Source organism: Kaistella flava (ex Peng et al. 2021), from assembly GCF_015191005.1.
Lineage (GTDB): Bacteria > Bacteroidota > Bacteroidia > Flavobacteriales > Weeksellaceae > Kaistella > Kaistella flava.
Genome location: NZ_CP040442.1, coordinates 2,954,733 through 2,981,358 on the forward strand (window position 1 = coordinate 2,954,733; position 26,626 = coordinate 2,981,358).

Here is a 26,626-nt window from a genome sequence, read left to right on the forward strand (position 1 = left end):
ACCCACTAAATTTAGTGGGTTATTTGTTTATTTGTTTTGGCGTAATTCTTTGATTTGCTTTATTTTATCATCGAAATGAGGTTTCTTTTCAGGGTGCTTTTCTGAGAGAATGCCAAAGGCTTTAATTGCTTTCGCATAGAGTTTTTGTTCAGTGTAAAGGTTGGCCAAAGTTTCCGTCATCAAATGTGAAATATCATCATTCCTTTCCTTAATCACGAAATCAGATTCTTCTTTTAATTTCGAAATTCTCGGCTCTTTTTCAATGAAGTTTTCAATGACTTTATTTTTAATTTCAGTAATTGAAATTTCTATTTTTCCTTGTGCATCTTGCTTGGTTCTATCGATTTTTAACCAACTTTGCCAAGTGTTGATGAAGCTGGGAACATTGCTGTCTTCTACAATTTCAGCGGATTTTTCCTCTTCAGTTACAGGGATAATTTCCTCTTTTTTATTTTCCTTTTCGAGTGCCGAAACATTTTGGGTAAAGAAAGATACATTGAAAACCGGTCTTTCAGCAGATGGAGTTTCCTCTTTTACTGAATCCATCTTTTCTTCTTTTTCAATAGAAATTTTCTCTTCTTTAATTTCTTCAGTTTTAACTGGCGTTTCTTCGGCCTTTTTAGAAATTAAAGCATCTGGGGTATTGGTAGAGAAAGACATTGGTTTCCATTCCGGTTTCTTTTCTTGAACAGTGTCCACTTTTATTTCAATTGGTTGTTGTATGATTTCAGTAGGTTGAACTTCTGCTTTTTCTTCAACGAAAGGTTCTTCATTTACAACAGTTTCTTTTTCGGTAATCGCTTCTTTTTCTGCAATTTCGGATTCTTTCTCGTCTGATTTTGAAAGGTCAAAACTTTGAGTTTCAGAGAAATTGACTTCCGCACTTTTAGAAGTTTCTTCTGCTTTTATTGCTTTCGGCTTTTTCGACGCTTTCATCTTTGCCTCAACTTCTGCGATCAAACGCTTCATTTCCTCTTCATGTTTATTCAAAGTAGGTTTTACAATTTCTTGAACTTCTACTTTCGCTGGAACTGAACCGATTTTTACGTCGGGTAAAAATTCAGCAGTAGCATGAAAACTTAATTCACTTGAATCTTCAATAATTGGTTCTTCTTCAGCAATAATATTTTCTTTAAAAACAGTTTCTTTGCTAAAGGTTTCAGCATCTTGAGTTTCGGTAAATTCCTGAACTTCTTGTGTTTCTGAATTTTCTATTGGAGCATCAACTTTTACCTCAGGTGAAAATTCTGCTGTTTCATGAAAACTAAGTTCGGAAGGATTCTCAAATAATGCTTTTTCTTCAATAATAATATCTTCATTAACAATGGTTTCTGTGCTAAAGTTTTCAGCATCTTCGGTTTCAGCAAATTCTTGAACTTCTTTTGATTTCGAATTTTCTATTGGAGCATCGACTTTCACTTCTGGTAAAAATTCTGCTGTTTCATGAAAACTCAATTCGGAAGGATTCTCAATTAATTCCTTCTCTTCGGAAATAATTTCCTCTTTAATAATAGTTTCCTTGCTAAAAGTCTCGGCATCTTTAGCTTCAGCGAATTCTACCTTTTCGGTTGGAGGAATTGGAAACTCAACTTTATGAGTTATAATCTGGCCAGCTTCTATTGTAGATTCAAAATCGATTTTTTCGGTTTCTCTTTCTAACAAATCTTCTTCACCTTCAAATAAAATCCTGTTTAATTCTCCATTGACAAAAACTGCTTTCGGAGTTTCAGTAACTTTTGATTTAATTTCAGTGAATTTATTTTTAGTTTCTTCTGTTGTTATCGGCTTTTCAACAATTGTTTTTGTAGCGACTTCAACTGACGGTTTTGGTTCTTCAACAGAATTAATTAATTGATAAAGAATCTTTTTATCAGTTGTATAAGCTGCAGTTATTGAAAGTTCGTTTGTGTAATTTTCGGGCTTCAAACGATGCGTTCCTAAAAGGTGTAACGCTCGTAGACTTTGAATATAAGGATGTTTATTAATCTCACTATTCAGCAATTCCAAATCTTTGATCTGAAATAATTCTGGGTTTTTTGCTAATTCTAAAATTCTTCCGTTCATCTTACCAGTTGGCTACAATATCATTAAAAATTTTATTGATGATTCTCTCGTTCACCACTTTAACTTGGGACGTTTCGATGGTATTAATATCTAAATCACTGCTGAAAACTGCTTCATCAGAGTAAACTCTGTCGAAACTTTTACTTTCCTCATTAGGAACGTGGTTTTCATAATGCACTTTTACCGTAATCGTTAGTTTATTTTGAGCTGCCTGAATATTTCCGCCTGGTGCATTCACCGAGCTTGAAATTGTAGTTGGCGTAATTGAGTAATCTGTGATTTCTCCTTCAATTAAAATATCTGGTTTTTCTTTAGTTCCTTTTAAAGTCGTACGCTGTAAAAATCTATTCTGTATCGCGGTTGAAAATTCTTGCGATAAACTGGCGTTCATTAGTGGAGCGTTATTAGGAAAGTCACGTATTTCAATCGTCTTCGTTTCGGGACTCAATGATGATCCGGTGAAACTGTAACAAGAAGTTAAAAGAGCTAGGGAAAAAGAGCCAAGGAAAAACAGCCAAAAAAAGCGGGTTTGTTTGGTCTGTAATCTAAATTCTGCAATTTGAAATCTTTTCATTAGTCTTCTAAATTATATTGTTTGATTTTTCTATAAAGCGTTCTTTGAGAAATTCCCAATTCGTCTGCGGCTTTATTTCTGCGGCCTTTGTGCTTTTCTAGTGCTTTGACAATAAGCTCTCTTTCATTGTTTTGAAGTGATAAAGAATCTGCTTTTGTTTCTTCGATTTCAATATCTTCTACATCTTCATAATTTTCATCTGCTTTGGAAAGTACTGGATTCTGATATTGATTTTGGTTTTCAAAATACAGCATCGAATTTGGATTCTGCACTTGAGTTTCCGGTGTGAAAACCCGGTTGATCAGATTTTTTTCCTGATGGCTAAAATCTCCGTTTTCGCGGTTTTTTATCAATTCCGAAGTTAAGGATTTTAAATCATTAAGGTCATTTCTCATGTCAAAAAGGATCTTGTACATGATCTCTCTTTCTGAATTAAATTCATTAGAAGATATACCACTTCCTTTTTGAATAACTGCTGGAAGCTGCGTCTGCATCGGAATATATTCTGCTAACTTCACAGAATTTACTGATCTTTCCTGTTCCACTACAGTCATTTGTTCGACCAGATTTCTCAGCTGGCGAATATTTCCGGGAAAGGCGTAGTTTTCTAAATAATTTACCGCATCATCGGTTAAAACCAGTTCCGGCATTCTATATTTTTCGGCGAAATCAATCGCGAATTTTCTAAAGAGCAAATGAACATCTCCTTTTCGTTCTCTTAATGGCGGCATGTCGATCTGAACGGTGTTTAACCGGTAATATAAATCCTCACGGAATCTTCCATTATGAATAGCGTTCAGCATATTAACGTTCGTTGCCGCTACAATTCTCACATTGGTTTTTTGAACTTGAGAAGAACCCACTTTCATAAACTCACCACTTTCTAAAACTCGAAGTAAACGAACCTGGGTCTGAACCGGTAATTCACCAACTTCATCCAGGAAAATAGTTCCACCATCTGCCACTTCGAAATATCCTTTTCGGGTAGAAGTTGCTCCGGTGAAGGCTCCTTTTTCGTGTCCAAATAATTCGGAATCAATTGTTCCTTCTGGTATTGCACCACAGTTTACAACGATATAAGGTTGGTGTTTTCGGCGTGATTCTCCGTGGATGATTTTAGGAATAAATTCTTTTCCTACACCGCTTTCTCCCATTACCAAAACAGAAATGTCAGTCGGCGCAACCTGAATTGCTTTTTGCAAAGCACGGTTTAACGCCGGATAATTTCCGATGATACCAAAACGGGTTTTTATAGATTGTAAGTCTGTCATTTTTTTCTTTGAATAATGTACATTGTAAAAATTACAATGTGTTATTTAATTATTTTCTAAGATTTTTATAAAATCTTCTTTGCTTGGTAAAACGGTTAAGTATTTACTCGCAAATATCTGCTCATTGTTTTCAGGCAGAGTGTATTTTACCAAGGATTCACTTTTGTCTTGACAAAGAATAATTCCTACAGTTTTGTTTTCGTTATCTAATTTTATTTCTCGGTCGTAATAGTTTACGTACATCTGCATTTGTCCGATATCCTGATGTTTTAATTCGCCTATTTTTAAATCAATTAAAACAAAACTTTTAAGAATTCGATTATAAAAAACGAGATCAATTCTAAAATGTTTTTCATCAAAACTAATCCTTTGTTGTCTAGAAACAAAGGTAAATCCCGTTCCTAATTCTAAGAGGAAGTGTTCTAATTTATCAATTAAAATTTGCTCTAAATCGCTTTCAGAATAATTTGAGTTTTCTTGAAGCCCTAAGAATTCTAAAATATAAGGGTCTTTGATAGCATCTTTTGGGTTTTCTATAACTTGACCTTGTTCCGCCAGTTTTAAAATTTCATGTGGACTTTTACTTAATGACAATCGGGTGTAAAGTCCCGAATCATATTGTCGCTGAAGTTCTCTTAAACTCCAGTTGTTTTTAGAGCTTTCGATTTCATGAAATTTTCTTTCATTGAGGTCTTTGATTCTCATTAATTTGAGATAGTGCGACCAACTTAGAGTGAAAGATTTTGGGGTTTTAGTTGATGTAGGTGATTGATTATCTGTGTTTTGTGATTTCGTAGACACTGTCTGTGAAATTCGTTTTTGCAAATTCATAGACAGTGTCTGTGAATTTGAATAGGTCAAATAAAATTGCTTCATTTGTTGAAGATTTGAAGCAGAAAATCCTCTCCCAAACTTTTCGGTTAAATGAATGGATAAATCATTCAATAAATTTTTTCCGTATTCTGCGCGGTTTTCTCCATTTTGCTTGTCTTCGAAAATCATTCTGCCGATTTCGAAATAAGTGAGAACAATGGTTTGATTTACAGCTACAACAACTTCCTTCCGAGCATTTTCTAGCAGTTCGGAAATGTTATTGATGAGTAGTGTGTTTTGTAAATCCTTCATTCTTTTTGAACAATAATCTATTGAATTAAAAGCGCAAATCTTACAGTCTTCCTGGTTTAAAACCTCTTTTTTTGCTCCCATTGCAGCCCGACTTGAACGGAGCTCTTTTTACATGAAGCAAAGCGGAGTGTGAAAAAGCGGGAGTGGAAGGCGGAAATGTCTGCCCAAATAAATTTTAAACCGTTCTCCCCAAAAGTGTTCCCTGTGTGTTTCCATGAACGAAAACAGTCACAATGTCGCCTAGTTTCTGACCTTCTAATTTATCGAAAACGCAAACTGCATTTTGGGAATTTCTTCCTTTCCATTGATTTTCGTTTTTTCTGGAAGTTCCTTCAATTAAAATTTCGTGGTTTCTACCGACGTAACCTTGCATTCTTTTTCTAGAAAGTTCGCCTTGTAATGCGATTACTTCTGCTAATCTTCTTTGTTTAACATCGGCTGGAATATCATCTTCCATCTTCTTTTCTGCAGGAGTTCCAGGACGTTCAGAATAAGAGAACATATAGCCGTAATCATATTCTACTTCGCGCATTAGACTTAAAGTCATTTGGTGGTCTTCTTCGGTTTCCCCACAGAATCCGATAATCATATCTTGTGAAAATGAAACGCCAGGCAGCAACTCTTTGGCTGTATTGATTAAAGCTAAATATTCTGCACGAGTATGTTGACGGTTCATTTTTTCCAACATTCTGTCGCTTCCACTTTGAACGGGAAGGTGAACATATTTGCAGATATTATCGTACTTCGCCATCACTTTGAAAACCTCTGTACTCATATCGTGCGGATTAGAAGTCGAGAATCTGAGTCTCATTTTCGGCACTGCAATCGCTACCATCTCCATTAACTGAGCAAAATTAATCGCGGTCAATTGCTGAATTTCACTGGCTTTTTTAAAATCTTTTTTGGCGCCACCACCGAACCAGAGGTAAGAATCTACGTTTTGTCCGAGAAGGGTGATTTCTTTATATCCGTTGTTCCACAACTCTTTGCATTCTTCGATAATTGAATGTGGATCACGGCTGCGCTCACGACCTCGCGTAAAAGGAACAACGCAAAAAGTACACATGTTATCGCAACCACGAGTGATTGTCACGACAGCCGTCACGCCGTTTCCGCCTAAACGAACTGGACTTATATCAGCATAAGTTTCTTCTTTTGATAAAATAACATTGATGGCATCTCGGCCGCCTTCTGTTTCTTTTAATAGATTTGGTAAGTCTCTGTATGCATCAGGTCCAACAACTAAATCGACCAAATGTTCTTCTTCCAAAAACTTGGTTTTCAAACGTTCAGCCATACAACCCAAAACTCCAACTGTTAAGTTTGGTTTTTCTTTCTTCAAATTTTTGAATTGAGAAAGTCGCATTCTAACAGTTTGTTCTGCTTTTTCACGGATTGAACACGTATTTAATAAAATTAAATCTGCTTCTTCGGGAAATAGAGTAGTGTTGTAACCTTGCTCGTTCAAAATCGAAGCAACGATTTCCGAATCAGAGAAATTCATCTGACATCCGTAACTTTCCAGAAATAATTTCTTAGAATTTTGTGGTTTTTCTGCGATGGCAAAAGCTTCGCCTTGTTTGGTTTCGTCTATATATTTTTCTTGCACCTTGATAAAGTTTTAGATTTACTCAAGAATATCATTTTATAAATGATTTCGTGAATGTTTCACATTTCGAGTTTTAGATTTTAAATTCAAAATGAGGATGCAAAGATACAAATTTCTATGACAGAATGGCAGAGTATTGAGCTAAATTAGAGATTAGTATTTTGTAGTAAACAGAAATTAGAGATTCTGTTTTGTTAAGTAATTATAGTAATTGTTCCCGATTTAGTTGATTTAAAAATCAGAAGTTTGTAAGTTTTATCGGTTTCATTATGAAAACGTTGGTCTTTACGAAGGATCAGTAACTGCATTTAAAGTCAATCGATATCTGTAATCAACTGGCTTACCGTTGATGCTTGCAGGTTTCCATTTCTTTTTCGTGCTGAGGATCCCATTGGCAATACGTTTGTCAAACTCGGTATTAGATGAAGATTTAATCATTACAATATTTTCAATTTTTGCTTCTTTGGTAATGATGAATTCCACAATGACATTGAATCGGTCATTCCAGTCAAAACCGCGAACGTCAATTCTGTTGATGATTCCTTTTCTAAATTCTTCAATACCGTTGTTTTCGTAATTCCCGTACGCTGGGAAATTAATTGCGGGATAATATCCTTTTTGAAAATGATCAAATAAATCATCAGGAAAAATATAAAAAGTTGCTACTGCTGATTTTGAAATTCCATCTACTGTCGCTGAATTCCAATTGGTTTGATATTTTGCGATTTCTCTGGCAAGATCGTAAGCGCATTTATTTTTAGCAATATTTTTCTCATTATAATCTTTTATGAAACTAATGGTCCGGTCTGGATTAACGAGTAAGTTTAATTGATAAAACTCACCTTTGTCGCCACAAGGCTGTAGATTTCGATCAATGATAATATCATGAAAATCTTTGTAGTAAGATTCGTAGCCGCCAATGTAGGGAACTTGATTTCGGGGATAATGCTCTAAAATTTGAGCATTTAAAAATGCAGATGCTATTAAAAATAAAAAAGTAAATATTCGCATAAATTTAATAAAGATTAATCATGGTCATAAACCTCAGTATTGAAGCTGATTTCATAATGGTAAATAGAACTTACTTTCTTATTGTTTTTCTCGGCAGCTTCCCAATTCTTGTGAGTTTTTCTTAGAACATAATTTAAATCATCGAGCAGTAATTGATAATTTTTGACTTTAGGTTTCATATCAACTATTTTTGCCAAACCAGCGTCATTAATATAAAGTGAAAATGTAACAATTCCATTTATTACATAATTTTCAGAAACCGCATAAGTTAAGGCTCGTTTAAAGTCTTTGTCCAACTTTGCTTTGCCAAGTTTATAAGAAGCATTTTTATCCAAATCCTTCGGAGATTGTTCTGTTGGATTTTGTTGAGAATAGTATAGAATAGTAGTGAAAGAAAATATAATAAATAGAAATTTCTTCATTATTTGAATTTTCAATAAAAATAGAAAAACTTTGCGAATACTCACAAAGTTTTTAAAAATAGGTTTAATTTCTCCTTAAATATCAACACTTTCGGTGACGAAATTTAATTTAATTCGAATTCTTGAATCCACCGGTACATTATCGCATTTCGATGGCGTCCAGTTCTTTTTGATTTTTTTAACGGCAAATTTTAAGTCGCGCAAAAAGCCTTCACTGTTTTCAACTTTCGGAGTGACGTCGAGATTGGTTACTTTTCCATCTTTGTCGATATCCATATGAAGAAAGAAAGTTCCATTCACTACATAAATTTCTTTGTCTACATAGGCTGAAATATACCTGAACAATTCTCTGTTAAAAGCCGCATCACCACCTTCAAATTGCGCTCTTATAAATTGGGAGTTATCAGAACAAGACGTTACTTTATAATAATCATAAGGTTTTTTAATATCAACTCTGAAGAAGTTTTTACTGGTTTCAGAGAAAAAATAACCTTCCTGTAAATCTTCGATCTCTTGAGCGAAAGAAAAAGTGGAAGCAAAAATAAAAAGGAATAATAGTCGTTTCATAAACTTTAATTTAATAAGTAAATTTACGAAAAACCCTGTGATAAAAAAGAATTAGAACATGACATTTATAATACCTCAATCTGATTTTTCAGTAAATCTTCGAATTCTTCTCGTCTTCTAATTAAATGTGATTTGCCATCTAAAAATAAAACTTCGGCAGGTTTTAAACGGGAATTAAAATTAGAACTCATTTCAAAACCATAAGCGCCGGCATTTCTGAAAACTAAAATATCATTTTCGCGAACTTCATTTAATTTTCTGTCCCAAGCGAAAGTGTCTGTTTCACAGATATTTCCGACAACGGTGTAAATTCTTTCGGCACCTTTTGGATTCGACAAATTATCGATGATGTGGTGAGAATCGTAGAACATTGGGCGAATTAAATGATTGAACCCAGAATTAATTCCTACGAAAACGGTTGCAGTGGTTTGTTTGATGACGTTTGATTTGACTAAGAAATGGCCACTTGTGCTCACCAGGTATTTTCCTGGTTCAAACCATAATTCGAATTTTCTACCACTTTCTTTATGATATTCCGTTAAGGCTTTTTCTACTTTTTTCCCTAAAGTTTTCACGTCGGTTTCCATGTCGCCTTCTTGATAAGGAACTTTGAAGCCGCTTCCCATATCGATGTATTTTAAATCCGGGAAATGTTCTGCTAATTCAAACATAATTTCAAGTCCTTGCAGAAAAACTTCCGGATCTTTAATCTCACTTCCAGTGTGCATGTGAAGACCTTCTATTAAAAGATTCGTAGATTTCATGACTCTGGTAATATGACGAAGTTGATGAATAGAAATCCCGAATTTCGAATCGATGTGACCTGTAGAAATTTTGTGATTTCCACCAGCGTAAATATGTGGATTGATTCTCACAAAAATCGGATATGAATTTCCGAATTTGGTCCCAAACTGTTCCAGAATCGAGATATTATCGATGTTGATATGAACCTTTAATTTCATCGCTTCCTCGATTTCCAATAAATCTACACAGTTTGGAGTAAAAAGAATTTTATTGTTTGTGAATCCTGCTTTCAAACCTAATTTCACCTCATTAATTGAAACGCAATCTAAACCTGCTCCTAAATTTTTTATATATTTTAAAATATTAATATTGGTCAAAGCCTTTGCAGCATAGAAAAAGCGAGTGCTTTTGTGAAAAGAGGAAGTCAGTTTTTCGTAATGATTCTTGATGCTTTCTGCGTCATAAACATAGGTTGGTGTTCCGAATTCCTGGGCGATTTTCATTAAATCTTGATCAGTCATAAAATGTTGGTTTGTTAAATTAAAAAAAGCAGACCCAAAGAGCCTGCTTTCTAATATTATTAAAATATCTGCCCTTAATCCACGGAGTTTTCTTTAGAGAAAAACTTTTTCCCCTTAGAAGTACCCTTTTTTATAGATTTTTGAACAGTCATTATTTTGTTTCGTTAAATTCCGGTCAAAATTAAAATTTTTAATTTAATTCTGCGCTATTTATTTTAAAGGAGTTGCAACTTTTTCAAAATCGCCACGTAAAAGTCCCATTTTTAAATCATTTTCTAAATCTGCAGTTGGGAAATCAATGTCAATTTTTAAACTTGATAATTTTTGCAATGATTCGATTTGAGTATATAATTCATAAAAACCATACGCACTTAATTTGCCTTTTTCAAATACTAAGAATGATTTCTCGCCTAAAACTCTTCCCGTCGACAACCATAATTCATCGGTTTTACTCCTTGTAATTAATTGTTTAAGGTTTTTTAATTCTTTTAACTCTTCTCTTTTATTAATAAAGCTCACCGCTTTTATTCCTTGGGTAAATGATTTGAATTTCAGTAAAGGTTTTTCTGCTTTCTGATTATTGATTTTGTCAACGAAATACTTTTCGTTTTGATGGTAAAGACCAAAGGGCAATGATTCAGATTTTTTCAAACCTTTGGTTCTCATCATCAATTTTGCCAGAATATCGTTGCCGGTTAATTCGTATTGAATTTGTTCAACTTCTTCCTGGACGGTAATCCACCTTTTTGATTTAGAGTTAAAAATATTTTTAGAAAACTTATTGAGATCATCAACAAAATCGGAGAAAATAATTGTTCCATCCTTATTTTGAAAATAAAGAATTCCTTTTTCTGCAGGTAAATCTTGCGTTAGATCACGGATTTTATTCAAATAAGATTTGGCATTAACCTCATCATGATGTTGCTGAATGATTTCGGAATCTTTGTCTTTAATCATTAATAATTTGAATAATTCTAAAGTTGCTTTAGCATCTCCAGAAGCACGATGCTGGTCAACCAAAGGAATTCCCAGTGATTTTACCAACTTGCCTAAACTATAACTTTCTGCTTGTGGAGTTAGTTTCTTGGCTAAAGGAATCGTGTCTATCGTATTGATTTTGAAGTCATAACCTAATCTTTTGAATTCCTGCCGAAGCATTCTGTAATCGAATTCGATATTGTGTCCGACCAAAGTGGTGTTTTCGGTAATTTCTACAACTCTTTTTGCGATTTCATGAAATTTTGGCGCTGTTTTCACCATTTTCGGCGAGATATTGGTTAATTTCTGTACAAATGGTGTGATGTCACTTTCCGGGTTGACCAAAGAAATAAATTGGTCTATAATCCGGTGTCCGTCATATTTATATACGGCGATTTCGATGATGCTTTCTTTACGGAAAGGTGCACCGTTACTTTCTATATCAATTACTGAATACAAATTCTTGTGATTAAATTATCGTCTTTTTCCTGTGATCATTCCTAAAGCAAACTTACCAAGTTCTCGGGCAAAGGTATTGATAAAAGTTTTTCCTGCTCTACTGCCAATCACTTCTTGAAAAACATTTGGTTGCTCTTTTGTTACAGATTTTTTTATAATAGGTGCAGCATCCTGTGAGGCTTGTTCCAGTCTGGTGGTTAACATTTCGTAGGCAGAATCTTTATTGACGGTTTGCTCATATTTTTGTACTAATGCAGATTTGCCAGTTAAAGTAGCAACTTCCGAATCGCTCAGTACATCCATTCTACTTTCAGGGGAAATTAAAAAAGTATGAACCAAAGGCGTTGGAATTCCTTTTTCGTCTAAAGCAGTGATGAATGCTTCACCAATTCCCAGATTTTGAATGAGTTGTCCGGCATCATAATATTCGGTAAGCGGATAGTTTTCTACCGCTTTCGAAATTTCTTTTCGGTCTTTCGCTGTGAAACCACGTAATGCATGTTGAATTTTTAACCCTAACTGCGACAATACATTTTCCGGTACGTCACCTGGGATTTGGGTAATAAAATAAATTCCAACTCCTTTTGAACGGATGAGTTTTACCATCGTTTCAATTTGTGCCAATAAAGTTTTGCTTGCTTCATTAAAAATAAGATGGGCTTCATCGATAAACAGGACAAATTTTGGTTTTCCCGTATCGCCTTCTTCCGGGAAGGTCATATAGATCTCTGCAAAAAGCGACAACATAAATGTGGAAAAAAGTTGGGGTTGACTTTGGATATTTTGAACTCGTAAAATATTTACAACTCCTTTTCCGTCGCGGGTTTGTAATAAATCATTTACGTCAAAACTTGGTTCGCCAAAAAACTCGGTTGCACCTTGCTGCTCCAAAGCAACGATTGAACGTAAAATTGCACCTAAAGAAGCCGGTGAAATAGAACCGTAACTGCCTTTTAAATCCGCTTTTCCCTGATCGTTATCCGTTAGGTATTGTAGTAGTTTTTTCAAATCTGCGAGGTCAATTAAAGGCAAACCTTTATCATCCGAATATTTAAAAACAATAGATATGATACTGCTTTGCGTATCATTCAAATTTAAAATTTTACTTAAAAGCAAAGGTCCAAATTCCGTGACGGTCGCACGAAGTTTTACGCCTTTTTCGCCAGAAATCGACATAAGTTCCACCGGAAAAGATTGCGCTTGATAAGGCAGTTTTGTTTTTGCGTATCGTTCGGTAATGATGGCGTTTTCTGTTCCAGGTTCTGCAATACCAGAAAAGTCTCCTTTGATATCTAAAACCAAAGAGGGAATTCCAGCATGGGAAAGTTGTTCAGCGAAAACTTGAACTGTTTTAGTTTTCCCGGTTCCGGTTGCGCCGGCGATTAATCCGTGGCGATTAATTGTTTTCAACGGAATAGTTACATCGACTTCGGTTACAACTTCACCGTCGAGCATTGCTTTTCCTAAAGTGATGAATTCGCCTTTCGGGGCGTATCTTGAAGTAAGTTCCTGGATGAATTTTGCTTTGTCTGCCATCTTATGTTTGTTTGAAAGGATAAAGATAAAAAATAATAGAGATTAAGAAATATGTTCGCCTAAATATTCCATAATTTAGCTGATGAATATCATTTTCAATTAAGATAAAAAAGTCTTAATTTTGACCCGTCATGAAATCCATAATTACAATCATATTATCATTCATCATTTTTGGGGCAAGTTTCCAGAATTCGCTGTTTATGATTGATTATAAGATTAATCAGGATTTCTACGAAATTCATTGTATCAATAAAGATAAGCCGAGCCTGGCTTGTCACGGTAAATGTCAAATGCAAAAGGAAAGTGAGAAAAGCACGAATCCTTTTAATCTGGTAAAATACTCGTTTGAGTTTAATATTTTACCGACTGCGCCAGTTGATTACTTTGTTAAAAAACCAAATTTCGCTCAGACTGAATCTGCAGATTTTATTTACAGAGAATTGTTCCTTTCAGAAATCTCGCTCAGTATTCTACCGCATCCTCCGCAAGTATAATTTGATGCATTCTATTAACTTCTTCTTTTTCAACTGAAACTGAAGCGGTTTGACCGTCTCTTTTAAAGGGAAAAAACATTCAATCAAATTATCACTAAAATTCAAAAAAATGAAATTTTCATTCAAAACTATATTTGCCGTATTAGCAATGGCATTCCTTGTAATCTCTTGTCGTACTTCTGATAACGATCCAATCGATCCAGTAAATCCAAACACCGAAATCGAAGGCTTATTAAAAATTAAAGAAATTACCAACGACACTCATGTTATCGAATTGTATTCGAAATCTGGAGCAACCACTTTAGGGTATAACGATATTAAGCTTCGTATTAAAAATAAATCGACCAATCAATACGAAAAAAGCGCAACTGTTAAATGGACTCCATTAATGCACATGACCATGATGTCGCATTCTTGCCCGAACTCTGCGGTACAAAAAGTAACCTCTGACGGTTCTTTATATTCAGGTTATATCGTTTTCCAAATGCCTGGAAATGCTACAGAGTATTGGGATTTGAAAATTGATTATACAATTGGTACCAATAATTACACGGCAACAACAGTAGTTGATGTTCCTGTTGCGACTAAACAAACGGTTAGTTCTTTTCTGGGGTCTGATAATGTGAAATATGTCGTGGCGTATATCGAACCGAAATCTCCAAAAGTTGCTATTAATGATATGGTCCTTGGGGTTTGGAAAATGCAGGATATGATGACTTTCCCTGTGGTAGATGGTTATACTGTGAAAGTTGATCCAAGAATGCCGGGAATGGGAAATCACAGTTCACCGAATAATGTTCACGCAACACAAACTGCTGCCGGAAAATTGTATAACGGAAAACTTTCTTTAACAATGACCGGTTACTGGAAAATCAATTTACAATTGGCAAAAGGAGATGGGACGGTGTTGGCCGGACAAGAAATCACAGACGCCAATCCTGCGAGCACGCTCTTTTTCGAAATCGAATTCTAATCATTCATTACAAAAATCATCAAGACTAATTGTTTGAAATAGTAAGAATTAGTCTTGACTTTTCTCTATTTTTTTAGATGCTAAATCTTTGTAATAAAGGTTTAAAGGTATCGTATTAATTAAAACGCTTTATCATGAAACGAATCCTACTTGTGAATATTTTCGTTCTTCTATTTACCAATAGTTTTGCGCAACAATATTCCTCAGATTCTACCAAATCACACCATATTCAGGAAGTTATTGTCATTGGAACGACCAAGATTTCCAGCAAAGAAAATAAGCCCTTAGGTTCAATTGATGAATACCTTCAAAAATCTGCGAAAGTAGATATGGTAAAACGGGGTGCTTATGCCTGGGAACCGCTCATCAATGGTTTACCGACCGAAAGAACTTTGGTTACTATCGACGGAATGCGAATTTTTGGTGCGTGTACCGATAAAATGGATCCGATTACTTCTTATATCGAAGTTTCTAATTTAATGGAAGCCAGCATCAGTTCCGGTCAGGAAGGTTCTTGCCACGGAAATACCATCGGCGGTTCTATCGATTTGAAAAGAAACAAAATGATGTTTGGTCAAAAGAAATGGAACTTTAATATCAACAGCGGTTATGAATCGGTCAATCAGCAAAAGATTTTCGGCGCAGGTACGAACTTTAAAACAGAGAAATTCTATACCGATATTAATTTTATGACGCGTGATGCCGAGAATTACAAGGCTGGTGGTAATATCGAAGTTCCTTATTCTCAGTTTCAAAAAATAAATGTTTCTGGAATTTCAGGAGTGAAGTTGGGTGAAAACAAATTATTAGAAGCCTCTGTTATTTACGACAAAGCCAATGATGTTGGTTATCCTGCATTGCCAATGGATGTTTCAGTTGCAGAAGCTTTGATTACTTCTTTGAAATTTCAAATGTTGCCAGAAAGTGATTTCTTGAAAAGTTGGGAAACCAAAATTTATTTCAACACCATCATGCACAGAATGGATGACACCAAAAGACCAAACGTTCCGATCCACATGGATATGCCGGGTTGGAGTAAAACCTATGGATATTATTCTCATTTGAAATCGGTTTTTAATAATCATCATTTATTATTAAATATCAATGGGTTTTACAATAAGTCGCGCGCAGAAATGACGATGTATCCAGCAGATAAAAGTGAAAAATTAATGTTCATGTTGACTTGGCCGGATGTGAGAACGCTTGCTCAGGCACTTTACTTGGAAGATCAAATTAATTTTAATCAAAATTCAAGTTTAAGATTATCTGCTTCGGTAACGATGCATCAAAATAAAGTGGAAAGTGAATTTGGTTTAAACAGTTTGCAGATTTTTTATCCTGAAATGAATGCGGAGAAAACCAGAGTTTTAAAAAGTTTCGCTGCCAATTATCAGTTTGATAAAAATGGATTTCAAGCAGGTTTTGGTTTAGGATATGGTGATCGTGCGCCTTCTGTTTCTGAAGGTTACGGGTTTTATTTATTTAACAGTTTTGAGAAATATGATTATATCGGCAATCCCAATCTTAAAAATGAATCGTCATTAGAAGCAAATGCTTTTGTAGGTTTGAAAAAAGAAAAATACAGCGCAAAAGTTTCGTCTTCTTATTTTCATATTTCGGATTATATCGTTGGAAAAATTTTAGATCATCTTATTCCGATGACAATTGGTGCTAATGGTGTTAAAGGTTATACGGCCTTAGATTATGCGACTTTATTTAATATTAGTTTATCCACAGAATTGCAAATTGCTGATCCATTGAAATGGTCCACCCAATTCGTTTACACCCGTGGAAAAGATAATCAGAACGGGAACTTGCCTTTCATGAGTCCGTTCAGTTACCAAACTTCTTTGCGATATGACAAGAATAAATTCTCTGCCGAAGCAGCCGTTTTTGGAAATACAAAATACCAGGATTTCGCACCACAATATGGTGAATCTGAAACTCCGGCTTATGCAATTGTTAATGCGAATTTCGGATATTTATTTCCGCTCGGACAAACTAAATTGTATACGAAAATTGGCGTAGAAAATATTTTTGACCGAAACTTTACCACTTATTCTGATTGGAATAAAATCCCGCAACCAGGTCGTAATTTCTTTATTAATCTGAATTTTAGTTTTTAGAAAATAAGATTTAAACCTGCTAAATGTTGGTTGCTTTAAAAAAATCTTCACAGAAATTTTCTGTAAATTTGTTAGACAACAAAATCGAAAAAACATGAAAAGAGCAGATATCATCACCATCATTATTGAAGAACAAAAAGTAGTTATCGAAAGTTTGAAGCAATCTGTAGATCATTATAAAATGGCGTCAGATGTAGATGAAGAAAGTACTCATGATCCCGAAGATTTTTCGAACCAAACCCAAGCGAAAGACATGCAACTTCGCTTTGAAAAAACACTGAAAGAGGCGGAAAGAAGTTTGGCCTTTTTAGAAAGCGAACTTAAATTAAAACACGATAAAATTGAAAAGGGAACCCTTATAGAAACCGATCAGAATTTTTTATTCGTCGGCATTTCTGTTCCTCCTTTCAAATTTGAGAATAAAGAAGTGATTGCCTTTTCTGACCATGCGCCGGTTTTCCAAAATATTAAAGGGAAAAATAAAGGTGATACTGCTGAGGTTGGTTCAAAAGCGCTTCAAATTATTGATTTTAGTTAAATGACATATTCGGCTTCTGTAACTTTGGTCACTGTTTATGCAAAAATTAAAGAGTATTTTTGCTAAAATTATTTAGATGGAGTTATTAGGATATTTTTCTGCAATCGTTATTGGTCTGGTGATGGGATTAATCGGTGGTGGCGGAAGTATTTTAAGCGTTCCTATTTTCGTTTATATTTTCGGTTTTGATCCCGTAACTGCGACAACACTTTCGCTATTTGTGGTAGGTGTTACGAGTTTGGTAGGATCGGCGGGATTTGTGAAAGAAAAAATGATTGATTTTCGAACCGCTTTAATCTTCGGGATTCCGTCGGTTTTGGGCGTGCTGTTTTCAAGAAGACTGGTCTTGCCTTATTTGCCAGAATATATCATTAATCGTTGGGGAATTACTTTAACCAAAGACATGTTTCTGCTTTTGTTATTTTCTATTTTAATGTTGATTGCTTCGGTAAAAATGATTAGAAAAACCGAAAGACCGTCAGGAAGAAAACAAAACGAAAACAATTACACCATTTTAATATCGCAAGGACTTTTAGTTGGAATTATTACAGGTTTAATCGGTGCGGGCGGTGGATTTTTAATCGTTCCTGCCTTAGTGATGTTGATTGGATTGCCGATGAAAAGAGCAGTTGCAACTTCACTTTTTATTATTGCCATGAATTCGATTCTTGGTTTCCTCAGCACCATGCAAATGGTTGCACACGACTGGACTTTTCTTATCATCTTTTCCTCATTATCCGTAATTGGAATTTTTATAGGAATAGTATTAGCGAAGAAAATAGATGGTCGAAAATTAAAGCCCGCATTCGGATGGGTCGTCCTGTTAATGGGATTATTTATCATTATTAAAGAAATATTTATTAAACAACAATTAGCAATATGAAGAAGTTATTGATTTTTACCTTAGGCCTGTTTTTATTGACAGCATGTAAAAAAGAACAAGAAAACACGACTAACTCTACCGAGGTTTCTAAGGATCCGAACGCGGTTAGTTTAGTTCAGGAAACCACCAAGTTGGAAAATGAAAAGGGAGAAGTGATGGCAGTAACTTATTTTGCGCAAGGTGATAATATTGCGGTGAAATTAGAGCAAGAAGGTAAACCAGAAGAAATTCTAATTGCTAAAAAAATAAATACCAAAGGTGAACCTGTTTTTGCTAATGAAAAAATGATGTGGGAAGGTGCTCTTGGAGCAGGCGGGAAAATTACTGATGGGCAAGGTAACGTAACCCAGTATCGGGAAATCGAAAAAAGTAAGTAAAGTTTATTTCTTAATTATTAAGATGAAATTACTTTAAATCTTATTTTTTTAATGAGTTTTTAAAGTGTAAAAAATTGAAATACAATGACAGTAGAACAAATTTATACAGGATGTCTCGCGCAAGGAGCGTACTATATCGTTTCAGAAAATGAGGCAGCGATTATCGATCCACTAAGAGAAACTAAACCTTATACCGATCGGTTAGAAAAAGATGAGGTTAAATTAAAATATATTTTTGAAACTCATTTCCATGCAGATTTTGTTTCTGGACATGTAGATTTATCGAAGAAAACGGGAGCACCAATTGTTTACGGACCAACGGCAAATCCTGATTTTGAAGCAATCATTGCAGAAGACGGACAAGTTTTTGAAATCGGAAAAATAAAGATTAAAGTGTTGCATACTCCAGGTCACACGATGGAAAGTTCAACCTATCTTTTGATTGATGAAAACGGAAAAGAAACTGCGATTTTCAGTGGAGACACTTTATTCTTAGGCGATGTTGGAAGACCAGACTTGGCGCAAAAAGCAGCCAGCATGACTCAGGAAGAATTGGCTGGGATTTTATACGACAGTTTGCAGAATAAAATCATGCCTTTGGCTGATGATATTACTGTTTATCCGGCACACGGCGCTGGTTCTGCCTGTGGTAAAAACATGCAGAAAGAAACCGTTGATACTTTAGGAAATCAAAAGAAAACCAATTACGCGTTAAATCAACCCAACAAAGAATCTTTCGTAAAAGAAGTTCTGGATGGTTTGTCTGCACCTCCAAAGTATTTCGGAATGAATGTCGCTTTGAATAAAGGTGGTTACGAAGATTTCGATGTCATTCTTAAAAAAGGATCGCATCCTGTTTCTGCTCAGGATTTTGAAGCAGTTGCAGAAGATAGCGGAGCATTGATTTTAGATACCAGAAATGCTGCAGATTTCCAGAAAGGATTCGTTCCTAATTCCATTAATATTGGCTTGCAGGGAGATTTTGCACCTTGGGTTGGAGCCATGATTTATGATGTTAAACAACCGCTTTTATTGGTAACTGATTTAGGACTTGAAGAAGAGGCAATTACTCGTTTGGCAAGAGTCGGTTTCGATAATGTAATCGGTTATTTAGATGGTGGTTTCGAATCTTGGAAAAACTCAGGAAAAGAAATCGATCATGTTAACAGAATTTCTGCTCAAACTTTTTCAGATGAATTTAAAAAAGATGCGAAAATCATTGATGTAAGAAATGAAACTGAATATGCCGCAGAACACGTAGATGAAGCCTACAGCAGGCCTTTAGTTGATATTAATGAATGGGCAGCGACTTTGGATAAAGACGAGCATTTCTTCTTGCATTGTGCAGGTGGTTACAGAAGTATGATTGCCGCAAGTATTTTAAATTCAAGAGGAATTAGAAACTTCTCTGAAATCGAAGGTGGTTTTAACGCAATTAAACAAACCAATGTTCCCAAAAGTAATTTTGTGTGTCAAAGTAAAACTTTAAACTAATGAGATTAAAAAGTATTTTTATTATAGGTGCGATTTCAATAGGATTATGGTCTTGTAAAACGGCAAGTCCAGTTTCAGCAGTATCTCGCGCAGAAGTGAAAGAAATGGTAATCAGTCCGGAAACCACTTTGGTTGATGTTCGGATTCCAGAACAGTTTTCTGAAAAAACAGCTCCAGGTGCAGTTAATATTCCTTTAGCTAAAATAGAAGATAATCTTGATTTCTTCAGAAAGCAAAAGCAAATCGTGATTTTCTGTAATAGTGGAAAACAGGCCGCTCAGGCAGTTGAAATTCTAAAAAAGAACGGAATTAAAAATGTTTATGATGCCAAAACACTTCAAAATGTAACGGCAATTAACAAAGAGAAAAATGAAAAATAAAGTAGTTCTTGCGAAAGAACCTCTTTTTTCACTCACTCAATAATTATAATGGAAAACGATTTCTCTTGCAACAAAGTTCCTGACCAAAACAATCCCGATAAAGAATTTTGGGAAAGTAGATGGGATAAAAAGGAAACTGGTTGGGACATTGGTTTTGTCTCGCCCGCAATTGAAAAATATATTTTGCAGCACCAAAACAAAGAATCGAAAATTTTGATTCCCGGTTGTGGAAATGCTTATGAAGCAGAATTTTTATGGAATCTCGGATTTAGAAATATAACCGTTTTAGATATTGCACCTTCGGCGGTTGAGATTTTAAAAGAGAAATTTAAAGACAAGAAAGGTGTCTCCGTAATTTGTGGAAATTTCTTTGAACATCAGGGGAAATATGACCTCATGATTGAGCAGACTTTCTTTTGTGCGATTGCTCCATCACTTAGAAATAAATATGCAGAAAAAGCTTCAGAATTATTAAATGAAAATGGTAGAATTATCGGTGTAATGTTCAACAGAACCTTCGAGAAAGTTGGACCGCCTTTTGGTGGAAGTATTGCTGAATATCAGTTGATTTTTGAAAAATATTTTGAAATAGAAAAAATGGAAGAATGCTATAACAGTATTCAGCCAAGAAAAGGAAGTGAAATTTTTATTAACCTTAAAAAAATTCAAAATGAAAACAAACATGGGCAGTTTTGATAGGATCATCAGAGTCTTAATCGCTGCAATCATCGGATATCTTTACTATGTTCATTATATTTCCGGAACCTTGGGAATTGTTTTGGTGGTATTGGCTGTAGTTTTCGCGCTGACAAGTTTTATTGGATTTTGTCCGCTTTATACGTTCTTAGGAATTAATACCTGCAAAAAAAAAGTAACTTGAATATGTTAGAATTTTTAAAGAAACATCAATTAAAAATAGTTGGAATTATAGTCGGCGGACTTTTAGGTTCCGCTTATTACCACTTTATCGGCTGTACAACCGGAACTTGTGCAATCACCTCCAAACCATTAAATTCAACCGCTTATGGAATGGTCATGGGGTATTTGATGTTTTCTATGTTCCAAAAATCTAAAACAAAAACAGAAAATGTTTGATTTTATTAAAAAATTATTCGGATCGAAATCAGTTGACTTTAAAGAATTGTTCATCGCTGGTGCGCAAATCATTGATGTGAGAACTCCCGCTGAATTTAGCAACGGTCATATCAAACAATCCAAAAATATTCCTTTGCAGCAACTTCAAAGTGAGATGAAAAAACTCGATTTGAAAAAACCGATTATTACCTGCTGTGCCAGTGGAATGAGAAGTGCTTCTGCGAAATCGATTCTTCAGCAAAATGGGTTCGAAGTGTATAATGGAGGCGGTTGGAGTTCGCTTCAAAGCAAACTAAACAAATGAAAAATTTATTTAAAACCTGGACGTTAAACAGATTTCTTTATTTGGCTGCTGGAATATTTTTTGTACTCATCGCAACAAATGATCGCGTTTGGTTTATGATTCCGTTTGGATTATATTTCATTGCGATGGCAATATTTAAATTTGGCTGTGCTGGTGGTGCTTGTCAAATTCCCTTAAAAAAGAAAGAAGAACATTCAAACTAAAGTTTTAGTTGAGTAATATTAAGAACTATTTAATTTAAAGTAATGTCACAAAAATTTAAAGAACTTATAGATTCAGAACGTCCAGTACTTATTGATTTTTTTGCAACTTGGTGTGGACCATGCAAAGTGCAATCTTCTGTTTTGAATACTGTGAAAGAGAATGTCGGCGATATGGCCAGAATCGTAAAAATTGATATTGATCAATTCCCTTCGATAGCATCAGAATACGGCGTTCGTGGAGTTCCCACTTTAGCCGTTTTCAAAAAAGGAGAAATGCTTTATAAGGAAAGTGGTGTTCATGATGTGAATACATTGACTAATCTTTTGAAAGGTTTTGCTTCGTAATTATTTAAAAAACACAAAGTTTTTTTTTAACACGAATGTCACTAAACTTTTTCACTATGAGACCAATTATTTGTGCAATTGGTGAAATTCATTTGTGTTATTTGTGTTTTTAAAATTTATTTTAATTCAAATTCATCACGATCTGAAAGAAAAGGAAATTTCGTTCTAAATTTCTCCAGCTTTTCGGCTTCAAAAACAGCAGAAACAATATTGTTATTTGTCGATGAGGTTTCGGTTCCATCAGCGAAATAACAGTAAGAGCTTTCAGGATATTCCAAATCATTACCATCAATTCCGATTCTATTTAAACCAAAAACGTAGGCTTGATTTTCAATGGCTCTGGCTTTTAATAAAGTTTGCCAAGCGTCAATTCTACTTTTAGGCCAGTTGGCAACATATAAAATCGCATCATAATCTCCATTGTTTCTGGAGAAAATTGGAAAACGTAAATCATAGCAAACTTGCAGTAAGATTCGCCAACCTTTATAGTTGACAATCACTCTTTCTTTCCCCGGGCTGTATTTCTTATCTTCACCAGAATAAGAAAAAAGATGTCTTTTATCGTAGAAAGAATAATCTCCATTAGGTTCTACAAAATAAAATCGATTGAGAAAATGTTCACCTTCACAAACAGAAGCGCTTCCGCAAACGACAGTGTTCTTTTCTTTTGCGAATTTTTTCATCCATTCTAAAGTTTCTTCATTTCGATCGGCAATTTCTTCTGGCTTCATATAAAAGCCAGTTGAGAACATTTCTGGAAGAATAAATAAATCTGCTGCTATTTCTGTGAAAGCGAATTCGATTTGGTTGAAATTTTCACTTTTGTTTTTCCAGGTGATATTTAAATTTAAACCGCTAACTCTTAAATCGTTCATGATTGTTGTTTTATAAATGGAACTGAAATGTACAATTTTTATCTTAAAAAAAGTTAAGAAAATCATAAAGTGGTCTCATTTTTGAATGGAGAAAAGTATTATTATAAATTAACATTAAAACTTTAAAATTATGAAAAAGTATCTTTTAGTATTCTCAATGTTGTTCATCGGACAAATGGCATTTGCACAAGCTTGGCAAGGTAGAGGAGATCAAAAAATCCAAGTAGGATTAAATGGTTGGGGGTATGGAACTGGGATTACTGCAACTTACGATTATGGTTTATCTAAATTAATCTCTGTTGGAGCTGGAGCAAATTTCTTTTTTGATCATAGTAACGATAAATATAGAAATGACGATTTTGGAGTTTTTGGTAGATTAAACTTTCACTTACAAGAACCATTAGGACTTCCTTCAAACTGGGATATTTATCCAGGTGTTGATTTAGGACTTTTAGGTAAAAGCGGAACGTACTTCGGAGCGCATTTAGGAGTTAGATATTTCTTCAATAATAATGTTGGTGTTTTCCTTGAAGCAGGTAATAACGGAGCAATTGGTGTTTCTTTCAACTTGTAAGAAATTCAGACATATAAGACAAAAGGTTCTCATTTTGAGGACCTTTTTTGTTTGGCATACTTTTGAGAATTTGTATCTTCGCAAATCTTTAAAATAATTTTTAAAAACATTCAATGACATTAATACAGTTATTTCAATTTATATTGAGCATCTCAATTCTAGTTGGTCTTCATGAATTGGGACATTTTATTCCCGCTAAACTTTTTAAAGCTAGAGTTGAAAAATTCTATCTTTTTTTTGACCCGTGGTTTTCTATTGCCAAGAAAAAAATTGGTGATACCGAATACGGAATCGGTTGGTTACCTTTTGGTGGTTATGTAAAAATCGCCGGAATGGTTGACGAAAGCATGGATACTGAACAGTTAAAACAACCTGCTCAACCTTGGGAATTTCGTAGTAAACCAGCTTGGCAACGTCTAATCATTATGATGGGTGGAGTTACCGTTAACTTTTTCCTAGCTTGGTTCATCTATTCTTCTTTAAGTTATTTTAAAGGGGAAACGTATCACGATAATGCTAAGTTTGAAAATGGAATTTCCGTTTCGACTGCTGGTCAAAAAATGGGTTTAAAGAATGGAGATAAAATTCTAAAAATCGATGGTAAGCCTGCTGAAAGAATGGAAACTTCTACTATTAATATGCTTTTTGCTAATCATGTAACTGTTTTAAGAGACGGCAAAGAAGTTACTTTCCCAGTAAATGAAGATGGTGTAGCTGAGGTATTGGCAGAGAATGAAGCTAAAATGTATTTCGGGCCACGTGCTCCTGTTGTACTTGATAGTCTTTTCCCAAATGGTGCTGCTAAAGCTGGAGGGTTATTAAAAGGCGATAGAATCGTTGGAGTTGATGGAAAATCGGTTAATTTCTTCGATCAATTAGCACCAGAGCTTTCTCAGCATAAAAACCAAGATATCGTTTTAGACATTGAAAGAAACAATACTCCGGAAAAGATTAATGTTAAAGTTGATAAAGACGGAAAGCTTGGTTTTGCAATCGATTCATCAATTGCTCAGAAAGAATTTGAAAAAACACAGGTTACCAAACAATATTCGGTTTTGGGAGCAATTCCAAGAGGTCTAACAAGAACGATTGATGTTTTGACCATGCAGATCAAACAGTTTAAAATTGTTTTCAACACCAAAACGCAAGGTTATAAAAAAGTTTCAGGACCAATTGGAATTATCAAACAAATGCCAAAAGAGGTGAACTGGGAGTTTTTCTGGAGCTTTACGGCGATGTTCTCGATTTGGTTGGCATTCCTTAATTTAATTCCTATTCCGGGATTAGATGGTGGTCACGTAGTTTTCACGCTTTGGGAAATGATTACTGGAAAACCGGTTCCTCAGAAAGTTTTAGAAAACGCACAAATGATTGGGGTGATTTTCCTAATGGGATTGATGGTTATCATCTTCGGAAACGATATATTAAAATGGATTACCGGAAAATTTTAAAATATTCTCTAAATTTTTTTGGTAGGTAAAAAAAAGTTTCTATATTTGCACACGCTTAAAGCAAAGAGCGATACTCCTCTTTAGCTCAGTTGGTTAGAGCATCTGACTGTTAATCAGAGGGTCCTTGGTTCGAGCCCAAGAAGAGGAGCAAAACCATCACAGAAATGTGATGGTTTTTTTGTGTTTATACTTGTGAATATTAAATTGTTTACTTTTGAAAGTCAGTAATTTAGAAGATTATTCAGGATCAGTATCAAAAGTTGGGGACTAAGCAAAAAGTTTAGATAATCTAAACAAGAAAAATGTTTTGTCTTTTACACCTCGAAGTTGTAATCTGAAGTTTTTTATTTTCGCATTAAAAGATTCTGCAGAAGCATTTGTGCTTCTCTGATCAAAATAATTGAGAATATCATTGTAATGATTCATAATGGTTTTCATGAGTACTGAAAATGATTTAAAGCCCGATTCTTCTACCTTTTTGAACCAATGTGCTAATTTGAGCATTGCGACGGACTTTTGAATATTTTGATTGTAAATTTTTCTCAGCCCATCAGATAAATGATAGGATTTTTCTAAGTCGGGATAGTGCGAGAATAATATGTCCGCTCTTTGGTTTTGGCTTGGTGTCCACTTTTCTTTGGTTTTGTAGAGTAAATATCGGCTCCTTGCCAAGAGTTGCTTTCTGGTATCACCATTTTCAAAAACTTCAATTTCCGGCTTCTTCTTTCTCTCTTTTGCCTCGGTTAGTAAAGTGTTTTCCAAATCAATGGCTTCCCATCGATGTTGTATTCTGAGGTTCTGCAATGCTTCTGTGGCGAGCTTTTGAACATGAAAGCGGTCAATAACCTGCACGGCATTGGGGAAACATCTTTTAGCAATGAGTTTCATTGAACCTGCCATATCGAGTGTGATCTCTTTAACTTTCTGTCGGAGTTTTCTGCTGATTTTCAGAATTTGTTCAATGACTTTATCACTCTGAGTTCCTTTAATAATGGCTACGATACTTCCTTTTCTGCCCTTTGCTTTTTTGGAGGTAAGAACAGTGTACAATTCCCCGTCAGAAAGAGCGACTTCATCTAAAGAAAGCTGGTCAGAGAGGTTTTCAGAATATAAGATCCAGTCTGCAGCATGTTCTTTCTGATCCTAATCTTTAAAGTCGCTAATGCTTTTTTTATATTGTCGTTGAAATTTTCTTCCATTCACGCCATACATTTCTGCGATGGTTTTACAAGGAAGTGCTTTAGTATCGGCTGATTTTTTTTAAGAACTCTGCAAAATCCTGTGTCATGCGAGTTCCTTTAGCGATGAGATTCCAATCTCTTTGAATAATGTCTCCCGATTTCACATCTGTCCATCTTCGGCGTTTGATATGGAGTTTTACAGACTTTCCACGCAGCTGAAAATCATCTACCGTTATTTCGGGCAGAAAACCCTTTGATTGCAAAGTAAGGGACGTAAATTCTTTGGGAATCGTATTTTTTTCTTCAAAATAAAGATGCACAACTTTATTTATTTCTTCAAATTTCACAATTTCAAAATGATCAATTAAAAATTCAGGTAGTAAAAATTTGAGAACTTCTGTTTCGTTTAGCATCTAACAAAATTATCAAATTTATTCTTTCTCCCCAAGTTT

29 protein-coding genes, 1 tRNA gene and 1 pseudogene are annotated in these 26,626 nt (G+C 34.8%); 17 read left to right on the forward strand and 14 right to left on the reverse strand.

Annotation, left to right across the window (positions count from 1 at the left end; all coding sequences use genetic code 11):
• Positions 1 to 27 precede the first annotated feature (27 nt).
• The 11 genes from Q73A0000_RS13215 to Q73A0000_RS13265 all read right to left on the reverse strand — a co-directional run bounded on the left by Q73A0000_RS13215 (position 28) and on the right by Q73A0000_RS13265 (position 12,881).
• Positions 28 to 2,064 (reverse strand): hypothetical protein, encoded by a 2,037-nt coding sequence (locus Q73A0000_RS13215; RefSeq protein ID WP_193811398.1) that lies wholly within the window; start codon positions 2,062 to 2,064, stop codon positions 28 to 30.
• Position 2,065: 1 nt separating this feature from the next.
• Positions 2,066 to 2,638 carry an LptE family protein gene (locus Q73A0000_RS13220; RefSeq protein ID WP_193811399.1) on the reverse strand — a complete coding sequence of 191 codons (573 nt, stop codon included), beginning with the start codon at positions 2,636 to 2,638 and terminating at the stop codon, positions 2,066 to 2,068.
• Positions 2,638 to 3,909: a sigma-54 interaction domain-containing protein gene (locus Q73A0000_RS13225; RefSeq protein ID WP_193811400.1), complete on the reverse strand. Its 1,272-nt coding sequence runs from the start codon at positions 3,907 to 3,909 to the stop codon at positions 2,638 to 2,640. The genes Q73A0000_RS13220 and Q73A0000_RS13225 overlap by 1 nt, the downstream gene beginning before the upstream one ends.
• Before the next feature lie 45 nt (positions 3,910 to 3,954).
• The gene (locus tag Q73A0000_RS13230; RefSeq protein ID WP_193811401.1) at positions 3,955 to 5,034 is read right to left on the reverse strand and encodes a YhcG family protein; all 1,080 of its coding nucleotides are present in this window, start codon (positions 5,032 to 5,034) and stop codon (positions 3,955 to 3,957) included.
• A gap of 175 nt (positions 5,035 to 5,209) precedes the next feature.
• The gene (gene miaB / locus Q73A0000_RS13235) at positions 5,210 to 6,643 is read right to left on the reverse strand and encodes a tRNA (N6-isopentenyl adenosine(37)-C2)-methylthiotransferase MiaB (protein ID WP_193811402.1); all 1,434 of its coding nucleotides are present in this window, start codon (positions 6,641 to 6,643) and stop codon (positions 5,210 to 5,212) included.
• A gap of 285 nt (positions 6,644 to 6,928) precedes the next feature.
• Positions 6,929 to 7,654 (reverse strand): energy transducer TonB, encoded by a 726-nt coding sequence (locus tag Q73A0000_RS13240; RefSeq protein WP_193811404.1) that lies wholly within the window; start codon positions 7,652 to 7,654, stop codon positions 6,929 to 6,931.
• A 14-nt stretch (positions 7,655 to 7,668) separates the two neighbouring features.
• Entirely contained in the window at positions 7,669 to 8,076 is a 408-nt protein-coding gene (locus Q73A0000_RS13245; protein WP_193811406.1) for a hypothetical protein, read from the reverse strand.
• Between the two features lie 75 nt (positions 8,077 to 8,151).
• The gene (locus Q73A0000_RS13250) at positions 8,152 to 8,643 is read right to left on the reverse strand and encodes a hypothetical protein (RefSeq protein WP_193811407.1); all 492 of its coding nucleotides are present in this window, start codon (positions 8,641 to 8,643) and stop codon (positions 8,152 to 8,154) included.
• A gap of 65 nt (positions 8,644 to 8,708) precedes the next feature.
• Positions 8,709 to 9,908, reverse strand: coding sequence for a diaminopimelate decarboxylase (gene lysA / locus Q73A0000_RS13255; protein ID WP_193811409.1), 1,200 nt, complete (start codon positions 9,906 to 9,908; stop codon positions 8,709 to 8,711).
• Between the two features lie 210 nt (positions 9,909 to 10,118).
• Positions 10,119 to 11,345: a PolC-type DNA polymerase III gene (locus Q73A0000_RS13260; protein WP_193811411.1), complete on the reverse strand. Its 1,227-nt coding sequence runs from the start codon at positions 11,343 to 11,345 to the stop codon at positions 10,119 to 10,121.
• Positions 11,346 to 11,360: 15 nt separating this feature from the next.
• Positions 11,361 to 12,881 carry a helicase HerA-like domain-containing protein gene (locus tag Q73A0000_RS13265; protein ID WP_193811413.1) on the reverse strand — a complete coding sequence of 507 codons (1,521 nt, stop codon included), beginning with the start codon at positions 12,879 to 12,881 and terminating at the stop codon, positions 11,361 to 11,363.
• 131 nt (positions 12,882 to 13,012) lie between these two features.
• Between Q73A0000_RS13265 and Q73A0000_RS13270 the strand changes: the two genes are divergently transcribed.
• From Q73A0000_RS13270 to Q73A0000_RS13335, 14 genes are all read left to right on the forward strand, one after another.
• The gene (locus tag Q73A0000_RS13270; RefSeq protein WP_193811414.1) at positions 13,013 to 13,375 is read left to right on the forward strand and encodes a hypothetical protein; all 363 of its coding nucleotides are present in this window, start codon (positions 13,013 to 13,015) and stop codon (positions 13,373 to 13,375) included.
• A gap of 109 nt (positions 13,376 to 13,484) precedes the next feature.
• Positions 13,485 to 14,348: a hypothetical protein gene (locus Q73A0000_RS13275; protein WP_193811416.1), complete on the forward strand. Its 864-nt coding sequence runs from the start codon at positions 13,485 to 13,487 to the stop codon at positions 14,346 to 14,348.
• Positions 14,349 to 14,482: 134 nt separating this feature from the next.
• Positions 14,483 to 16,474: a TonB-dependent receptor plug domain-containing protein gene (locus Q73A0000_RS13280; protein WP_193811417.1), complete on the forward strand. Its 1,992-nt coding sequence runs from the start codon at positions 14,483 to 14,485 to the stop codon at positions 16,472 to 16,474.
• Positions 16,475 to 16,568: 94 nt separating this feature from the next.
• Complete coding sequence (locus tag Q73A0000_RS13285) at positions 16,569 to 17,012, forward strand: hypothetical protein (RefSeq protein ID WP_193811419.1); 444 nt, start codon at positions 16,569 to 16,571, stop codon at positions 17,010 to 17,012.
• A gap of 76 nt (positions 17,013 to 17,088) precedes the next feature.
• Positions 17,089 to 17,895 (forward strand): sulfite exporter TauE/SafE family protein, encoded by an 807-nt coding sequence (locus Q73A0000_RS13290; RefSeq protein WP_193811420.1) that lies wholly within the window; start codon positions 17,089 to 17,091, stop codon positions 17,893 to 17,895.
• Positions 17,892 to 18,272: a hypothetical protein gene (locus Q73A0000_RS13295; RefSeq protein WP_193811422.1), complete on the forward strand. Its 381-nt coding sequence runs from the start codon at positions 17,892 to 17,894 to the stop codon at positions 18,270 to 18,272. Before Q73A0000_RS13290 ends, Q73A0000_RS13295 begins: the two co-directional genes overlap by 4 nt.
• A gap of 84 nt (positions 18,273 to 18,356) precedes the next feature.
• Positions 18,357 to 19,766: an MBL fold metallo-hydrolase gene (locus Q73A0000_RS13300; RefSeq protein ID WP_193811424.1), complete on the forward strand. Its 1,410-nt coding sequence runs from the start codon at positions 18,357 to 18,359 to the stop codon at positions 19,764 to 19,766.
• Positions 19,766 to 20,146, forward strand: coding sequence for a rhodanese-like domain-containing protein (locus Q73A0000_RS13305; RefSeq protein WP_193811425.1), 381 nt, complete (start codon positions 19,766 to 19,768; stop codon positions 20,144 to 20,146). The genes Q73A0000_RS13300 and Q73A0000_RS13305 overlap by 1 nt, the downstream gene beginning before the upstream one ends.
• Positions 20,147 to 20,194: 48 nt before the next feature.
• The gene (locus tag Q73A0000_RS13310; RefSeq protein ID WP_193811426.1) at positions 20,195 to 20,842 is read left to right on the forward strand and encodes a methyltransferase domain-containing protein; all 648 of its coding nucleotides are present in this window, start codon (positions 20,195 to 20,197) and stop codon (positions 20,840 to 20,842) included.
• A complete protein-coding gene (locus Q73A0000_RS13315) occupies positions 20,817 to 21,026 on the forward strand; it encodes a DUF2892 domain-containing protein (RefSeq protein WP_193811427.1) in 210 nt (69 codons plus the stop codon). The genes Q73A0000_RS13310 and Q73A0000_RS13315 overlap by 26 nt, the downstream gene beginning before the upstream one ends.
• A 2-nt stretch (positions 21,027 to 21,028) precedes the next feature.
• Positions 21,029 to 21,241, forward strand: a complete 213-nt coding sequence (locus tag Q73A0000_RS13320) for a DUF6132 family protein (RefSeq protein ID WP_193811428.1) — start codon at positions 21,029 to 21,031, stop codon at positions 21,239 to 21,241.
• Positions 21,234 to 21,545, forward strand: a complete 312-nt coding sequence (locus Q73A0000_RS13325) for a rhodanese-like domain-containing protein (RefSeq protein WP_193811429.1) — start codon at positions 21,234 to 21,236, stop codon at positions 21,543 to 21,545. The genes Q73A0000_RS13320 and Q73A0000_RS13325 overlap by 8 nt, the downstream gene beginning before the upstream one ends.
• The gene (locus tag Q73A0000_RS13330; protein ID WP_193811430.1) at positions 21,542 to 21,748 is read left to right on the forward strand and encodes a hypothetical protein; all 207 of its coding nucleotides are present in this window, start codon (positions 21,542 to 21,544) and stop codon (positions 21,746 to 21,748) included. Before Q73A0000_RS13325 ends, Q73A0000_RS13330 begins: the two co-directional genes overlap by 4 nt.
• A 42-nt stretch (positions 21,749 to 21,790) precedes the next feature.
• Positions 21,791 to 22,093 (forward strand): thioredoxin family protein, encoded by a 303-nt coding sequence (locus Q73A0000_RS13335; protein ID WP_193811431.1) that lies wholly within the window; start codon positions 21,791 to 21,793, stop codon positions 22,091 to 22,093.
• A gap of 116 nt (positions 22,094 to 22,209) precedes the next feature.
• On the opposite strand, the gene Q73A0000_RS13340 is transcribed toward Q73A0000_RS13335, so the two are convergent.
• Positions 22,210 to 22,968 carry an amidohydrolase gene (locus tag Q73A0000_RS13340; protein WP_193811432.1) on the reverse strand — a complete coding sequence of 253 codons (759 nt, stop codon included), beginning with the start codon at positions 22,966 to 22,968 and terminating at the stop codon, positions 22,210 to 22,212.
• 130 nt (positions 22,969 to 23,098) lie between these two features.
• Between Q73A0000_RS13340 and Q73A0000_RS13345 the strand changes: the two genes are divergently transcribed.
• From Q73A0000_RS13345 to Q73A0000_RS13355, 3 genes are all read left to right on the forward strand, one after another.
• Entirely contained in the window at positions 23,099 to 23,542 is a 444-nt protein-coding gene (locus tag Q73A0000_RS13345) for a DUF6646 family protein (protein WP_193811433.1), read from the forward strand.
• Between the two features lie 113 nt (positions 23,543 to 23,655).
• Positions 23,656 to 24,993 carry an RIP metalloprotease RseP gene (rseP, locus tag Q73A0000_RS13350; RefSeq protein ID WP_193811434.1) on the forward strand — a complete coding sequence of 446 codons (1,338 nt, stop codon included), beginning with the start codon at positions 23,656 to 23,658 and terminating at the stop codon, positions 24,991 to 24,993.
• 74 nt (positions 24,994 to 25,067) lie between these two features.
• Positions 25,068 to 25,141, forward strand: a tRNA-Asn gene (locus tag Q73A0000_RS13355).
• A 119-nt stretch (positions 25,142 to 25,260) separates the two neighbouring features.
• On the opposite strand, the pseudogene Q73A0000_RS13360 reads toward Q73A0000_RS13355, so the two are convergent.
• Both Q73A0000_RS13360 and Q73A0000_RS13365 read right to left on the reverse strand, forming a co-directional pair.
• Positions 25,261 to 26,205: pseudogene (locus tag Q73A0000_RS13360) on the reverse strand (ISL3 family transposase).
• Positions 26,206 to 26,233: 28 nt separating this feature from the next.
• Positions 26,234 to 26,587, reverse strand: coding sequence for a transposase (locus Q73A0000_RS13365; RefSeq protein WP_193811435.1), 354 nt, complete (start codon positions 26,585 to 26,587; stop codon positions 26,234 to 26,236).
• Positions 26,588 to 26,626 lie beyond the last annotated feature (39 nt).

Coding starts and splice junctions, on each gene's coding strand:
- Q73A0000_RS13280 (WP_193811417.1), top strand. CDS start 14,483: ATGAAACGAATCCTACTTGTGAATATTTTCGTTCTTCTATTTACCAAT.
- Q73A0000_RS13275 (WP_193811416.1), top strand. CDS start 13,485: ATGAAATTTTCATTCAAAACTATATTTGCCGTATTAGCAATGGCATTC.
- Q73A0000_RS13230 (WP_193811401.1), bottom strand. CDS start 5,034: ATGAAGGATTTACAAAACACACTACTCATCAATAACATTTCCGAACTG.
- Q73A0000_RS13365 (WP_193811435.1), bottom strand. CDS start 26,587: ATGCTAAACGAAACAGAAGTTCTCAAATTTTTACTACCTGAATTTTTA.
- Q73A0000_RS13215 (WP_193811398.1), bottom strand. CDS start 2,064: ATGAACGGAAGAATTTTAGAATTAGCAAAAAACCCAGAATTATTTCAG.
- Q73A0000_RS13340 (WP_193811432.1), bottom strand. CDS start 22,968: ATGAACGATTTAAGAGTTAGCGGTTTAAATTTAAATATCACCTGGAAA.
- Q73A0000_RS13270 (WP_193811414.1), top strand. CDS start 13,013: ATGAAATCCATAATTACAATCATATTATCATTCATCATTTTTGGGGCA.
- Q73A0000_RS13310 (WP_193811426.1), top strand. CDS start 20,195: ATGGAAAACGATTTCTCTTGCAACAAAGTTCCTGACCAAAACAATCCC.
- Q73A0000_RS13335 (WP_193811431.1), top strand. CDS start 21,791: ATGTCACAAAAATTTAAAGAACTTATAGATTCAGAACGTCCAGTACTT.
- Q73A0000_RS13240 (WP_193811404.1), bottom strand. CDS start 7,654: ATGCGAATATTTACTTTTTTATTTTTAATAGCATCTGCATTTTTAAAT.
- Q73A0000_RS13245 (WP_193811406.1), bottom strand. CDS start 8,076: ATGAAGAAATTTCTATTTATTATATTTTCTTTCACTACTATTCTATAC.
- Q73A0000_RS13220 (WP_193811399.1), bottom strand. CDS start 2,638: ATGAAAAGATTTCAAATTGCAGAATTTAGATTACAGACCAAACAAACC.
- Q73A0000_RS13285 (WP_193811419.1), top strand. CDS start 16,569: ATGAAAAGAGCAGATATCATCACCATCATTATTGAAGAACAAAAAGTA.
- Q73A0000_RS13345 (WP_193811433.1), top strand. CDS start 23,099: ATGAAAAAGTATCTTTTAGTATTCTCAATGTTGTTCATCGGACAAATG.
- Q73A0000_RS13305 (WP_193811425.1), top strand. CDS start 19,766: ATGAGATTAAAAAGTATTTTTATTATAGGTGCGATTTCAATAGGATTA.
- Q73A0000_RS13330 (WP_193811430.1), top strand. CDS start 21,542: ATGAAAAATTTATTTAAAACCTGGACGTTAAACAGATTTCTTTATTTG.
- Q73A0000_RS13320 (WP_193811428.1), top strand. CDS start 21,029: ATGTTAGAATTTTTAAAGAAACATCAATTAAAAATAGTTGGAATTATA.
- Q73A0000_RS13225 (WP_193811400.1), bottom strand. CDS start 3,909: ATGACAGACTTACAATCTATAAAAACCCGTTTTGGTATCATCGGAAAT.
- Q73A0000_RS13250 (WP_193811407.1), bottom strand. CDS start 8,643: ATGAAACGACTATTATTCCTTTTTATTTTTGCTTCCACTTTTTCTTTC.
- lysA (WP_193811409.1), bottom strand. CDS start 9,908: ATGACTGATCAAGATTTAATGAAAATCGCCCAGGAATTCGGAACACCA.
- rseP (WP_193811434.1), top strand. CDS start 23,656: ATGACATTAATACAGTTATTTCAATTTATATTGAGCATCTCAATTCTA.
- Q73A0000_RS13295 (WP_193811422.1), top strand. CDS start 17,892: ATGAAGAAGTTATTGATTTTTACCTTAGGCCTGTTTTTATTGACAGCA.
- Q73A0000_RS13290 (WP_193811420.1), top strand. CDS start 17,089: ATGGAGTTATTAGGATATTTTTCTGCAATCGTTATTGGTCTGGTGATG.
- Q73A0000_RS13300 (WP_193811424.1), top strand. CDS start 18,357: ATGACAGTAGAACAAATTTATACAGGATGTCTCGCGCAAGGAGCGTAC.
- Q73A0000_RS13265 (WP_193811413.1), bottom strand. CDS start 12,881: ATGGCAGACAAAGCAAAATTCATCCAGGAACTTACTTCAAGATACGCC.
- Q73A0000_RS13315 (WP_193811427.1), top strand. CDS start 20,817: ATGAAAACAAACATGGGCAGTTTTGATAGGATCATCAGAGTCTTAATC.
- Q73A0000_RS13325 (WP_193811429.1), top strand. CDS start 21,234: ATGTTTGATTTTATTAAAAAATTATTCGGATCGAAATCAGTTGACTTT.